Below are 13,502 nucleotides of genomic sequence, written 5' to 3' on the forward strand. Positions count from 1 at the left end.
AAATTCCTATTATTTTATAGCAAAGGTTTAGAAAGGTGGATAAAATTTTTGCTTAATCCCTACTGAACCATATGAAATTTTTCCCGAACATTTATGACAGTGCTGGCAAAAAATAGTGGATTATGATTTTCATGGCTGCCATATTTAGGCCAATGAAATATGAAGAAAATAAATGTTTCCAAAACTTGGCACAATTATTGCATTAACATTTAAATAAAATAACATCATTTCCCAAATATTTATATAGAAAATGATGTTATTAATTCAAATTAAAGGAGGAATTATCATGTACGAATCTACAAATCTAGAACTATTTCCATATCCTTTTTATAACATTAAAGAAGGTTCCAACTATCGGTATTCAAATGACTTACAGAAACTTGAAAAGGATGAAATGAATTGTGTTCAAATAACACCAGAATATAAAAAACAAATACAAAGAAAAAGAGAATTACTAAATGAACAACCTGAAGTAAGGTTTCAATCCTATCCACATACAATGGAAATGCAATGGGAAGTAGCAGAAATGTTAATGAATATGGCGGTTGAAGCTCACCCAGAGTACTTTCAATTAGATAAGAACGGTAATCATTGGACATTTCATAATTTCATTTTAAATGAAACTGAATCTTTCATATTTGGTGATGCATCAAGCATCAAGCTTGAGCCGCTCGATTTAATTGGCCGTCATTTCACCAATGACTATGTATTAATGGTTCATAGAGATAACAATCTATATTTGGAAGTTGCTCAAGAATCTTATGCAGCTTTATTCTCACCTCACTGGAATAAAGGGATGACATTTGACGAAATTCACGCACCTGTACCATTTGTGTCACGCACAGGGGTACCTCTGGCTGAAAGAGTCCGTAATTTCTTACTACGTAATGTTTTACCAGGTCAACCATGGACGAGAATTAATTGGAATTTGATGGCAAATCGTTGGGATGTTAACTATGAAACATTTGATACTTGGGGACCAACACGCTTTTTAGTCACTCCTGAAAATGCTGGTGAACTAGTAAGACTTCGTATAGAAGAACAAAAATTCTATCGTATGCCAAGGAGTAATGCTGTTTTGTTCGTATTAAATACTCAATTCCTGGCAATGCAAGATCTAGCATTAAGACCAGAATGGCTTACGCAAACGTACTCTATTCTATCAGATATTCCTAAGCCAATGGCAGATTATAAAGGATTTACCCCTTTTATTGAACCTACAGTAGAATATTTGAAAAACTTAGTTGAAAAAGTAAGTTTACAAACTAAATAGGACCACAAAGATAGGAGGGATTGAAAAATGGTATACAACAGCCCGGTATTATTCGATAAATCAGAAACCATTGTGGAAAAAATCACAGTAAGACAGGATCGAAGAAAATTACTTATTATTTCTGCTGTACCAAAAAAAGCAGAAACAATCGAACAATTTATTCATGAAATAAATGACCAAAAAGAATATGAACTAATGGAAATCAATGAAGAATTACAATTAAAGAATGTTAGCGAAGTATTAGATCGTCAAAAAATGGGAACCCAGCTTTATATTTCTGCTAAATGGGATGATGCAGTTACGATTTTCACAGCGGCGATTGAGGCTGGTTTTTCAGAAGATGAAATTCAAACGCTTATTTCTGGCAAGAAAAAACGTTATATATATTGTTTAAAATGCTATCATCTACAAGAAGCAGTGGCAGAAGACACGGATACAATCTGTCATCATTGCCAAATCAGCTTAGAAATTGGCCCTTTCTTCTCAAGAGAGCGAAAAGGATATATTGGATATCCTTACAATCCTGCTTTTGTAACATCCAATTAAATGTTACTTGAAAGCTAATAAATGAAAATGCCAGACAAAACGATGGGAGTGGTTTTTATGAGAGGATTCGGAAATATTGAAGTATACGTAGAAAAAATAGTACAGGAAACAAAATTAGTAAAGCGCTTCCAATTGTACCCCGTTGATCAAGATCTGTTTCCTGCATTTACGGGTGGTTCCCATATCGCAACTTATGTAAAAAATGGCGGCGAGATGATTGAAAGAAATTACTCACTTGTTAGTCATCCAACTGACCGTACTCATTATGCGATTGCCATTCGCAAGGATGACCATTCAAGAGGAGGATCTGTTTATTGGCATGATGAGATCAAAGTGGGACATCGTTTAGAAATTAGTTGGCCTAAAAATCATTTCCCACTGGCATTCAAAGCTGCGAAACATCATGTATTTTATGCAGCAGGAATTGGTATTACCCCATTTATGACCATGATGGAAGATTTAACAGTTGAAGGTAAATCATTTGAATTACATTATGCTGCAAGAACGAAAGAAGATTGTGCTTTTTATGATTATTTGAATACAAGATACCCCAGAAAATGTCATTTTTATTTCTCAAGAACGGAAAATCCTAATAAAATGACACCTATAACAATGGCTGAACATCAGATTGGCTCACATGTGTATTTCTGTGGACCAGTTTCAATGGTCAAAGAATTTAGGAAAGCAGCTGAATCATACGGTTACCCAAGCCATTCCATTCATTTTGAATTATTTGCTGCGACGGATGGAGGCCCAAAAAATCCTTTTGTTGTAAATTTAGTGAAAACTGGTAAGAAGGTGGAAATTTCTGAAGAAGAAACGTTATTAGAGGCACTATTAAAAGCTGGGGTAGAAACTCCATACTCTTGTAAAGTAGGCGGATGCGGAAGCTGCGAAGTAGAGGTGGTTGAAGGAGAAGTAGATCACCGGGATCACTACTACAAAGATGAAGAAAAACGTACAAAGAAAGTGATTTTAACTTGTTCCTCAAGAGCAAAAGAACATGAAAAAGAGCTCGTTTTATACCTATAATTGAGCCTTTATTCTGTAATAGATTCATAAATTAGTGCTCTTTGTTCTGTAACTACGCTTCAAGCGCGCAATATTAAAAACCATTAAAATAGGAGGCAATGCTAATGACAAAAACCACTCTAGTATTAGAATTAAAGATGTATATTAAAGCTACAATAGAAACCTTTAAATGTGCTGTCTGATCTAGAAGTTAAACAAACAACAGGCTGGTTTTCAAACTATAAGTAGGATGTTTAATTAGAAAATATATTTCTATCTAAGTGGAATTTACTGAATATTAACAATATTTTATATTGTCTCAGCAATTGCACATAAGAATATAACTACTATTTTAAGGAGGCTCAAAAACATGCAAGAAAATCCGAACAAAATAATTGGCGGATCTGCGTCAGAACATCATGATAGTGATGCTGCACACCTGGCATCGCTTGGATATGAATCTGAATTTCGCCGCGACATGAGTCCGTGGGCAAACTTTTCCCTTGGGTTCACTTATCTTTCTCCTGTAGTAGGTGTGTACTCACTATTTGCATACGCACTTGCGCAAGCTGGCCCACCAATGATTTGGAGTTTTGTCATCGTTGGACTCGGACAATTACTAGTCGCACTTGTCTTCAGTGAAATTGTTGCGCAATACCCTGTTGCAGGTGGAGTTTATCCTTGGGCACGAAGATTATGGGGACGCAAGTATGCGTGGATGACTGGCTGGGTTTACTTAATAGCTTTGCTTGTGACGATTGCCAGTGTTGTGTACGGAGCTGGACCTTATCTAGCACAAGTTTTGGGTTTTGAAGTATCGGTTAACTCCACGATTATTTGTTCAGTAGTCATTCTTGCACTATCGACTATCATCAATTTTCTTGGCACAAAGGTTCTCGCAACTGCAGCAGTTATTGGTTTTGCTGCTGAGATTATCGGTGCGCTTGTAGTTGGTTTTTGGTTGCTAATCACACACAGGTATCACGGTCTTGGTGTGCTCTTTGATTCTTTTGGTGCTCAAGGTAGTCATAGCTACTTGTATGCATTTGCAGCAGCTGGATTAATTGGAATTTATCAATATTATGGGTTTGAAGCTTGTGGTGATGTTGCTGAAGAAGTACCGAATCCAGGTGTTCTTATCCCAAAGGCAATGCGTCGGACGATTTACATTGGCGGTGCTGCAGCAACTTTTGTTTGCCTTGCTTTAGTACTTTCAGTTGCTGATATCCCAGCAGTTATCGCTGGTAAGGACATAACTCCTGTTGATACACTACTAAACGATGCATTTGGCACTGTTGGCGCGAAGATTGTACTGGGTATTGTGTTGATATCTTTCCTTTCATGTGCAATGAGTTTACAGGCGGCAGCAAGCAGACTTGCCTATGCGTATGGACGTGATGACATGATTGTAGGAAGCCGATTGTTAAAGAAGTTTTCGGCTGCTCGTCACATTCCACCTTATGCGTTGCTTCTTGCAGCTATTGCTCCAGCCATTATTGTCCTTGGTTCAAAAGTGTCTACAGATGCACTCACAAAGGTAATCAGTTTTGCGGCATTTGGCATTTATCTTGCATTCCAAATGGTTGTCCTTGCTGCACTTCGAGCTAGACTAAAAGGATGGAAGCCAAGTGGTAAGTATCAATTGGGCAAGTGGGGACTGCCTGTAAATATTTGTGCGCTTATTTACGGAATAATCGCAATGATCAACATGTGTTGGCCAAGAACGCCAGATGCAGCATGGTATGATAACTATATCGTGCTTGTTTCAGGTGTCATAGTTGTTGTTACTGGCTTACTGTATATGATGATTCATCGTAGCTACGGACATAGCGATATGCCGTATAATGATGCGATACCGGAAAAATATAGGAGTGTACCTGCCTTGAATAATCTTGATTTACAGGCAGATTCAACGAAACAGTAACTTAATAGACTATACTAAACAAAGCCGAGGGACGTCCCTTGGTTTTTTTGTACCAATTAACTTCAAGTCTCGACATTTTTTATAATGAATATGGTTGTGATCCTGAGTCTGTATGGGAAACGTAATCACCAAAACCAAAAAAAGCTGCCCAAAGTTTTAATTTGGAACAGCTTCTTTAAGATAGTCGTAAAATAGGTCATTATTGGAAAGGTACTTTAATTTTTAGAGATTTAAAAATTCAGTATTCTAGGGTGTAAGCCCCAAGTTATATAACTTAATGAGTCTTGGAGTTTATTTATTTCTTTTTGTTAGCCTTCATAATTACATCGTAATTATACTCAGCACTTCCACCCTTGCCAGGAGCAGGTGCATAAGTAACCATCATTAATATTTTAGAATATTGAGAGCTTTGTAGCATATCACGAAGATCTACCTTATCACTTTCACTCATATTTAGGAGATTAGGGAATTTAATAACTTTGACATGATTGTCTTGCCCTTTTGCAACACCTTTCTTATATCCAATAAACTGAACTTGGTAATCCACATATTCCTTTGTTGCTTCTTCTAAACTCATAAAGCCCTTAGTCGTTTTCATGGCATCAATTAGCTCGCCATTTAGCTTAAGGTTTGATACGTACCATCCTGCTTCATTATAGCCCCAGTCTGTCATATAGCGGAAGGCCACAAGGACCTTTTGACCCTTGTATTGAGAAAGGTCAAAACTTTCTGTTGTCCAACCATTTGAGCTACCGGTAAATCCTGGTAAATTTTGTTTTATTGTTGGATATCCATTGGCGACCAAATCATCTCTTGTGTGTTCATTCGCTAAAGAAGCCCACGTTTTTCCATTATCTGTTGAAACTTGAACAGCACCAAAATCCCATTGCTCTTCAATATTATATTTTGTATCAAAAGATAGGATTGGATTTGTTTTTCCTGTTAAATCAAGCTCTTTTATCAGGAAATTATTTGCTTGATCCCCTTGATTCCCCCAAAGTACTTCACCTTTTACTGGATCAGTTACTGTTTTCCAGTTCGTACCGAGGAAATCAAGACCTTTGAAATTTAGATGGTCAATCTTCTTGTCAGGAGTAATCATTTTTACATCAGTTCCCCAAGCTGGTGCAAAAGAGTCTAATTTTGATGCTGCTTCGATATTAGGGTTAAGGTCAATGGAATTAAAATTATATGTCTTATTATCTCCTTGATATTTTCCATCTAGCATTAATGCAATCATGAAATCTTGATATACTGCATTAAAGTCTTTTTTGCTACCCATTTCTTTTAGAACGGCATTAATACTATTAATACCTTGTAATTGGTTTTTGAATTCTTTCTGAATAAATTCCTTGCCAAATTGTTCGTATAAATAAAGCTGGAATAGATAAGCAGCCCCATAGTCTCCTAGTATTTGAAGATCTGACTGATCTCCCCATTGCGTTAAGGAGTTCTTAAGGTTATTCATAAAGAAGTCGACGTGTGATTTTGAATGACCATATCCCACCTGATATTGAGCAAAATCAGATAATCCCTCATTTATAAAGTTTTCTTCTGCACCATCACTGTCGTGGTGAAGTAAATGTTGAAACTCATGAGCAAAAGTCCCCTCGTATAAGAAAGGTTTTGCAGCAGTTGGACCTGTCCGGTTTAACCAATCAAAACTGTCAATTGTCATGACATTTCTATCCGTTAAATCACTTATAGTTGATGAAAAATATCCTGCAATATAACTAGGATAATTCGCATCATAATAACTAGCATCTTTAATGTTATCAATTAGGATAACGACACGCCCAGATTCGTCCCTATATAAATCACCAAGAGATTTAGCAGCATGGTCTCCCTTTCTTTCAGCAGGGGCGCCAAAAAAGGCAACCTCTTGTTCATACATTTTTGTATCAAATTGATTTAAAAGATAGTTTACTTGTTGATTGGTAACGACAGATACTCCAGCAGCATTCCTTGGGTCTCCTGTAGGATACGCAAGATTATTTGCTACCCATACCTCACCATATGTACCAACTCCTTTGAGAGTAAAATTCGTTAGGCCATATTGTCCAGTTACATCATTATGTGTAACCCACGGTTTAACAGTCCCTACATCGCCCGGAGTTACGGATGAAGCCGCTCCAACTTGTCCACTGTCTGATGTAGCTTCTCCGTTTACATCATACCCACTTAAATTAAGTTTGTTATATTTTAATACCTCTTCTACGGTTTCAGAGCGAAAGTCTGAACCTATCTCCTGCACTGCCGGATTTGGGTTATACCCTTTTATCTGTGCACTTCCCACGGAAGGAAGTAACAAACTACCTACTAGAGCGGTAGTAGATAAAACGGATAAAAGCTTTTTGGATTTTTTCATTTTCGTCCTCCTCGCACCTTTATAATATGTATTACCAAATAATAGTATCAATAATATTATGAATATTTTGTCGTACCTAGAAAGTTAACACTGTTTTTTATCGTTAAAATATTATTTTTTTCGACAGGGTATAATCTTTCAGTAAATTTTAGTATTTAATCGTTCTTTTTCGACACAATTTAGAAAGTTGACAGGGGTAAACTTGGAAGGTATAAAATAGCACCCGAGCTTTGGAGGGAATCGAGTAGGAGGGAGTAATTTACTCCCGACTTCTCACACCGCAGTACATACGGAAAGTAGGACTAATATTTAAAAACTTTAAATCCTGTAAAAGTGGATCCGTAACAATTACATAAACCCTAATCCAAGAATTATTAATAGTTTATTAGCAACACATAGACATAAATTGTTGTTAGGATCTGAATGTAACGATTTAGATTTACTATTTGATCCAAACAATAGTAAACCAATTCAACCAACAGAACTGGCGAGGAACTTTCGTAAGCTTGTTGAAATTAGTGGCTTTCATTATGTTAGATTTCACGATTTAAGACATACACATGCAACGTTAATGTATCAACAAGGTGTTCATCCATAAGTTGTGTCAGAACGATTAGGACATTCGACACTCAGAATCAAGATGGACACTTAAACTCATGTGTTACCAAATATGCAAAAATAAGCTGCCCTTCAGTTCGAGCAGCTCATAAAATAACGTATGTAATTTTTTATATCTGATGTTACCAATATGTGACCAAAGATAATATTTTCAGTTGTTGGCCAACAACTTTTGCCTCAATTTAACTTCTCAAAAAAACTCATAAAACCTTATTTGTCAAGGTTGGCGGGACTGCTTGGGAATCGAACCCACCAGACCTGGCACGCAGGTCTCAAGCAGTTTTGGAGACTGTGGAGGACACCAGAGGTCAAATCTGCTTCAATTTTCCCGGTAATATCAAGGGGTCTCGGCAGTCTCTTGATAGTTTTTTAGACCGTTTTCCCTCAACCTCTACAGTCTCCATTCTAGATAAATATTTACTTCTTCCAATTAAAAATATTATCCAATCCCATTTTTAAGATTTATTCTACAAAATCCCCCTTTACTTTAAGTGTAATTACTCCTTCCCAGCGGATATACTTTATTGCTTCTCCTTTGCTTTCCAAATCAATTCTGGAATTAAGGGAAGATTATGAAGCGAAACACCAGCTGCTATGGACAATGCATTCCCGAGTGCCCCAGGCATTCCCATTAAACCTAGTTCTCCTATTCCACGAGCTCCGAATGGTCCATCAATCTGTGGATTTTCAACAAAATCAACCAAGTAATTAGGATTCTCTCCATAGCGAAGTGGACGATACGTCCGAAGCTGCGGATTCAAAACCCTCCCTAAATCATCAAAATAAAAAGTTTCTCTCCCAGCGAATGCTAGCCCCATGCTCATTGCCCCCATAACCTGACCTAATGCTGTTTTTTCATTCATCACCCTGCCAGCATCCACCACCGCAGCAGCATTAACCAGTCGATAAGTATAATCTTTTCGATCGAATTCTACCTCTACTCCATAAGCCGCAACAGACCACTCCGGACCAGGCTTCCCAGCTCCAGTTTCGGGATCCAACTTCGTTATATGGCGTAAAATATATTTCCCTCTGCCAATGATTTGACCACCAATAGCGTTACCATTTGGATACTTATACCCATAACCAATATCTTTAAAATGGAGACCAATGGATGGATCATCCCTCAAAAACACCCGACTATTTGCCACTTCCAAATCTTCTTTCGGTGCTCTTAGCACACATGAGGCCACTTCTTTTAATTGGTTAATCACATCTTCTGCGGCATTTAAGGTGGCCCTACCTGCCATAAATGTTCCCCTGCTGGCAACGGTCTTCCAATGTTCTGGCATGGTCTGGGTATCAACTTCCATTCTGACATGAATTTTATCGACATCCATTTTAAGTCTCTCAGCGAGAATTTGAGCAAGCACAGTCTTAGTTCCAGTTCCAATTTCGATAAGGCCTGACATTAAATTGATACTACCATCTCGATTAAAAGTTAAAGTAACACCGGAGGGAGCGTTGGCATCAATCGTTGACGTTTTCCAACTGCAGCTTACGCCTTTTACTCTAACAAAACGTTCATTTATCTCTTTAATCGACCCTTCGTCCCATTTAATTAAATGTTTTACTTTCTCAATACAATGTGGTAAGTCCCCTAAATTGCTTTTATTTAAAGAAACCCTTGTAGGTGTTGTATTTCCTGGCCTAATGGCATTTAAAAACCTAAGTTCTAGCGGATCCATCTGCAGTTTTTGTGAGAGTAAGTCCAGTGTTCTTTCAATCACGAAGGAAAGTTCGGAATGAGAAAATCCTCTGTATGGGGAGGCATACGGATGATTGGTATACATACAGTATGAATCACACCATAAATTCTCCACATTATAGGGTCCTGTGCAATCGACTGCCCCAGATCTCGTTACATCAATTGCTTTATCCGAATAAGCACCTCCATCCCACAAATAAAGGATTTCCATAACTTTAATTTTCCCGTTACGGTCAGCCCCAATTTTAACTGTTCCATCCAAACCAATGTGACATGGAGATGTAATGATATCCTCTTCACGCATATTAAAAACCTTTACGGGTTGGCCACCAACAGCCTTCGATGCTAAGTATGCAAGTATTTCAACCTGAACGGGTGCTTTTCCACCGTAGCCTCCTCCAACAAACGGCGTGTGAACAACAATTTTCCCTATATCTTCACCAAAGTATTCAGATATCAGTGTTTTGACCATATAAGGTGCCTGAGATGAGGTCATTATATTGATTGTTCCATCTCGTGAAATCTCACAAGTTGAACATCTTGTTTCCATTGCGGCATGATCTGAAGGCGCAAAGGAATAGCTTGCTTCTACTGTTACCTCACTCTCAGACCATCCTTTTTCCATATTGCCCTTGCGAATTTTAGTAAGTGATGCAATGTTTGTTCCCGGAACCGGGTGTGAATCTTCCTCCTTTTTATATTCGCCTAACCTCTCATGGACGAGGGGAGCATTCTTTTGGAACGCCTGTGTAGGTGAATTTACTACAGGTAATAATTCATAATAGACCTTTACCAAGTTAGCTGCTTTCTTAGCTTGTGAAGGAGTATCAGCAACAACTAATGCAACTGGTTCTCCATGGTAACGGACCTTATCAACAGCAATTGGCGGGCGGTCGCGAATGGCCTCCCCTGTAAGTGGAAAATGTTCTCCTGTGATAATCGCCCTAACTCCTGGTATTTTTAGTGCTTCTGTCTTGTCAATCGCAGTGATCCTAGCGTGTCCATATGGACTGATTACCTTTGTACAAGAAAGCATCCCAACTGATTGGTAATCATCTGTGTATTTCGCGTCTCCTGTCACTTTATCCCAAGAGTCTTTACGAATGACACCTTTTCCAATTACATCCAAGCAAATCCCTCCTAACCGTCAGTTTTCATGAAACCTTTCCTAGTAAATTAATATTCGTGTAAATAAAGATAAATACAGCTACGTAGAAATAAACCATTTGATTAATGATACCCACAACGAAAAAATTCTGCTTATTCATTCTCCCAAGCTTCGGCTTAACTTTCTTTTTCGTGATAACTTCCGTTTGCATAAAAATAACCTCCAATAAATAATTATTTGGAGGTTGAAGGAAACGTTCTCTACAGTCTTGTTAGTAGATAGGAGTGAGACAGCAAGGAAAATGTAAAAACATTATTCAAAAGAAATCTGCGATAACCCTTGATACAATTGATTTTTTGGCGGGACTGCGTGGGAATCGAACCAACCAGACCTGGCACGCAGGTCTCAAACAGTTTTGAAGTTTGCTGGCATCTGTTTTTCTAGTATCTTGATGTACTCTTAAGTCTTGATAAATCAAGCTTTCTTACTTTCTAGTGTTTTCTTGTGATTTGAAATTTTAAAAATTCGGGCACCAAGCATGGCACCAAAGCAAGTTGTTAAGCAATTCATCATATAGTTTTAGTAAAAAAGGAACCTGGTCTATGACTCAAGTTCCTTCTACTATATTTTCCGCCGCTTTTCTAGCTCTCAAAAATCGGACTAAGTTCAGTACAATTACTTTTGAAACAGCATAGGTCGGAACTGCCAAGACCATTCCAAGTACGCCTGCCAGGTTTCCTGCAGCCAATAGAATAATGATGATGGTTGCTGGGTGCGTATCCAATGATTTACCTAATATCATCGGTGACAGGAAGTTCCCTTCTATTTGCTGGGCAACCAGGATGACGACTATTACCAGCAAAGCTTTCGTTGGTGAATCAAAGAAAGCGACAAGCACAGCGGGTGTACCGCCTATGATTGGTCCAACATAAGGGATAATGTTGGTGAAGGCTACAATGAGCGCCAAAATTAACGCATAGGGTAGATCAACAATTAAATATCCAATAAAAGACAGGGTTCCGACAGCCAGGGCGACCATAACCTGCCCCTGAATGTAGGCAGATAATGTCTCCCCTGTTTCTTTCAAAATTTTTAGACCCTCATCTCTGTAACCGGTTGGAATAAAATTTGAAACGGATTTTGGAAATTTATGACCATCCTTAAGCATGTAAAATAATAAAAATGGTACAGTGACAAGAATAACTGCTATATTAGTGACCATTCCAAAAAAAGCCATAAATGCGTTCGTCAGTTTGTTTGGCAGTGTATTTGCAAACTCCATTAACCTTTGTTGCACCGTACCAATTATTTCACTCTGCTCATTTATAAAGCTTTTAAACTCTGATGACTTAACCATATTATTTAAATAATCAGTAGTCTCATGGGCAAAGATCGGCAAATTATTGGCAAGATCAATTGCCTGTTTTGACACAGCTGGAACGATGCTGCTCATTGCCAACACAAGAAGACCAGCAAACCCAATATATATGACAAGTATGGCTGCTATCCTAGGAAGCTTTTTTCGTTCGAGAAAATTCACTAACGGATTTAAAAGGAAATAGAGGAACCCTGTTATCAGGATTGGAAAGAAAAGCGTTGAGAAAAAGACTCCTATCGGCCTAAACATAAATGAGATTTTTGTTGAAACGAAAATAATCGTTAAAATAAGCAAAATTTGAATCAGCCAGAATTGTATTTTAGATTTCGACACGATCTGTACCTCTTAACTCAGATATTTTGATAAAAGTATATCAAAGTCTTGGAATAATATACAGTATTATCAAGGAATTTTAACAAATATTAATTTTGATTCTCTTAAAATGATTGTTACTTACTGAAAGGGAGTACCATTGTTTCAATATATGGCCTCCCAACAAAATGTATATTAGAATAATCCAATTTATTTTCCTTCTAAATTAACGACAAAACGATAAGAAGCCTATAACGAAGCATAGGAAAAGTAACTTATTACGAAAAAAAACGCACAGGTTTAATCACTGTGCGATCGCTATTAATATAGTAGGTTTTGGCGGGACTGCGTGGGAATCGAACCCACCAGACCTGGCACGCAGGTCTCAAGCAGTTTTGAAGACTGTGGAGGACACCAGTACCCCAGTCAGCCCCATGGTTGTTATTTTATTCAAGGTGTTTGGACGAAAGTTAACAGCTATTTTATGAAAAAAAAGTTTCGTTAACCTTTCATTTGTAACCATATTACAATGGAATATAGTAATAATCAATAGAATTGGCCATTTTGTCACTTTTTCGACAACCATTTCCGTACCGCTCATGATTGAATATTTTAGACCCATATAATATGCCACCCTCTACCTCTCTGGAGTCCCTAATTAAATGATGACCTTTTCTTGTCATTTCCCCTGAAATCAGACTATAATAGGTAGATAAATTGTTTTTTTGTAGGTGAAAAATATGCTCAATGGTTGGTTTTTATGGTTTATCCTCTTTTGGGTTGTTTTTTTAGTTGGTTCAATGGCCATAGGCGGATTTTTTATGTTCCGAAAGTTTTTGAAAAAGATGCCTAAAGAAGATGGAAAGTCGGTAATGGATTGGGAAGAGCACTTTGTAAATGAGTCACGTCATCTGTGGAAGGATGATGAAAAAAATCTTCTTGAGGATTTAGTCAGCCCTGTTCCAGAGCTATTTCGCGATGTAGCTAGACATAAGATTGCCGGGAAAATCGGCGAGCTTGCTCTGACTGAAAAGGCTCCTAAAATTACTGAAGACCTGGTGATTCGAGGCTACATCCAAGCAACACCAAAAAGAGATCATAAATTTTTGCGCAAAAAGCTTTTTGAAAATCGAATTGATGTTGCACCATACGAACATTTATTCTAAACCGTCCATTCAAGACGGTTTTTTATTTTTCACACAAGAAAAGCGCAAGGCGCCCGCCTATCGGCGTATGGACTGGAGCGCTTCGACTGA

Annotated in this window: 10 protein-coding genes and 1 tRNA gene; 6 read left to right on the top strand and 5 right to left on the bottom strand. The window is 37.8% G+C overall.

Annotation, left to right across the window (positions count from 1 at the left end):
- Nucleotides 1–286 precede the first annotated feature (286 nt).
- The 4 genes from RTR43_RS05420 (at nt 287) to RTR43_RS05435 (ending at nt 4,754) form a co-directional block, all read left to right on the top strand.
- Nucleotides 287–1,273: a heme-dependent oxidative N-demethylase family protein gene (locus RTR43_RS05420; protein WP_312470240.1), complete on the top strand. Its 987-nt coding sequence runs from the start codon at nt 287–289 to the stop codon at nt 1,271–1,273.
- A 27-nt stretch (nt 1,274–1,300) separates the two neighbouring features.
- Nucleotides 1,301–1,819, top strand: coding sequence for a dimethylamine monooxygenase subunit DmmA family protein (locus RTR43_RS05425; RefSeq protein WP_312470242.1), 519 nt, complete (start codon nt 1,301–1,303; stop codon nt 1,817–1,819).
- Between the two features lie 57 nt (nt 1,820–1,876).
- On the top strand, nt 1,877–2,851 hold the full coding sequence (locus RTR43_RS05430; protein ID WP_312470243.1) for a PDR/VanB family oxidoreductase: 975 nt from the start codon (nt 1,877–1,879) through the stop codon (nt 2,849–2,851).
- 349 nt (nt 2,852–3,200) lie between these two features.
- Entirely contained in the window at nt 3,201–4,754 is a 1,554-nt protein-coding gene (locus RTR43_RS05435) for an APC family permease (protein ID WP_312470245.1), read from the top strand.
- A gap of 295 nt (nt 4,755–5,049) precedes the next feature.
- Here the strand turns inward: RTR43_RS05435 and RTR43_RS05440 are convergent, their stop codons facing one another.
- Nucleotides 5,050–7,122 carry a choice-of-anchor J domain-containing protein gene (locus tag RTR43_RS05440; RefSeq protein ID WP_312470247.1) on the bottom strand — a complete coding sequence of 691 codons (2,073 nt, stop codon included), beginning with the start codon at nt 7,120–7,122 and terminating at the stop codon, nt 5,050–5,052.
- A 409-nt stretch (nt 7,123–7,531) separates the two neighbouring features.
- Between RTR43_RS05440 and RTR43_RS25615 the strand changes: the two genes are divergently transcribed.
- Nucleotides 7,532–7,720: a tyrosine-type recombinase/integrase gene (locus RTR43_RS25615; protein WP_396954538.1), complete on the top strand. Its 189-nt coding sequence runs from the start codon at nt 7,532–7,534 to the stop codon at nt 7,718–7,720.
- Nucleotides 7,721–8,261: 541 nt separating this feature from the next.
- Here the strand turns inward: RTR43_RS25615 and RTR43_RS05445 are convergent.
- The 4 genes from RTR43_RS05445 to RTR43_RS05460 all read right to left on the bottom strand — a co-directional run bounded on the left by RTR43_RS05445 (nt 8,262) and on the right by RTR43_RS05460 (nt 12,680).
- Nucleotides 8,262–10,577 carry a xanthine dehydrogenase family protein molybdopterin-binding subunit gene (locus RTR43_RS05445; RefSeq protein WP_312470249.1) on the bottom strand — a complete coding sequence of 772 codons (2,316 nt, stop codon included), beginning with the start codon at nt 10,575–10,577 and terminating at the stop codon, nt 8,262–8,264.
- Between the two features lie 25 nt (nt 10,578–10,602).
- On the bottom strand, nt 10,603–10,767 hold the full coding sequence (locus tag RTR43_RS05450; protein ID WP_312470250.1) for a hypothetical protein: 165 nt from the start codon (nt 10,765–10,767) through the stop codon (nt 10,603–10,605).
- Nucleotides 10,768–11,163: 396 nt separating this feature from the next.
- Nucleotides 11,164–12,267 carry an AI-2E family transporter gene (locus tag RTR43_RS05455; RefSeq protein WP_312470251.1) on the bottom strand — a complete coding sequence of 368 codons (1,104 nt, stop codon included), beginning with the start codon at nt 12,265–12,267 and terminating at the stop codon, nt 11,164–11,166.
- A gap of 316 nt (nt 12,268–12,583) precedes the next feature.
- A tRNA-Sec gene (locus tag RTR43_RS05460) sits at nt 12,584–12,680 on the bottom strand.
- A 306-nt stretch (nt 12,681–12,986) separates the two neighbouring features.
- On the opposite strand from RTR43_RS05460, the gene RTR43_RS05465 reads away from it, so the two are divergent.
- A complete protein-coding gene (locus tag RTR43_RS05465; RefSeq protein WP_312470252.1) occupies nt 12,987–13,412 on the top strand; it encodes a DUF2621 domain-containing protein in 426 nt (141 codons plus the stop codon).
- Nucleotides 13,413–13,502: the final 90 nt, after the last annotated feature.

Source organism: Neobacillus sp., assembly GCF_031988165.1.
Classification (GTDB): domain Bacteria; phylum Bacillota; class Bacilli; order Bacillales; family Cytobacillaceae; genus Neobacillus; species Neobacillus rhizosphaerae.

Bases quoted from the DNA above. Each gene is read 5' to 3' on its own strand.
- RTR43_RS05420 (WP_312470240.1), top strand. From the start codon at position 287: ATGTACGAATCTACAAATCTAGAACTATTTCCATATCCTTTTTATAAC.
- RTR43_RS05425 (WP_312470242.1), top strand. From the start codon at position 1,301: ATGGTATACAACAGCCCGGTATTATTCGATAAATCAGAAACCATTGTG.
- RTR43_RS05430 (WP_312470243.1), top strand. From the start codon at position 1,877: ATGAGAGGATTCGGAAATATTGAAGTATACGTAGAAAAAATAGTACAG.
- RTR43_RS05435 (WP_312470245.1), top strand. From the start codon at position 3,201: ATGCAAGAAAATCCGAACAAAATAATTGGCGGATCTGCGTCAGAACAT.
- RTR43_RS05440 (WP_312470247.1), bottom strand. From the start codon at position 7,122: ATGAAAAAATCCAAAAAGCTTTTATCCGTTTTATCTACTACCGCTCTA.
- RTR43_RS05450 (WP_312470250.1), bottom strand. From the start codon at position 10,767: ATGCAAACGGAAGTTATCACGAAAAAGAAAGTTAAGCCGAAGCTTGGG.
- RTR43_RS05465 (WP_312470252.1), top strand. From the start codon at position 12,987: ATGCTCAATGGTTGGTTTTTATGGTTTATCCTCTTTTGGGTTGTTTTT.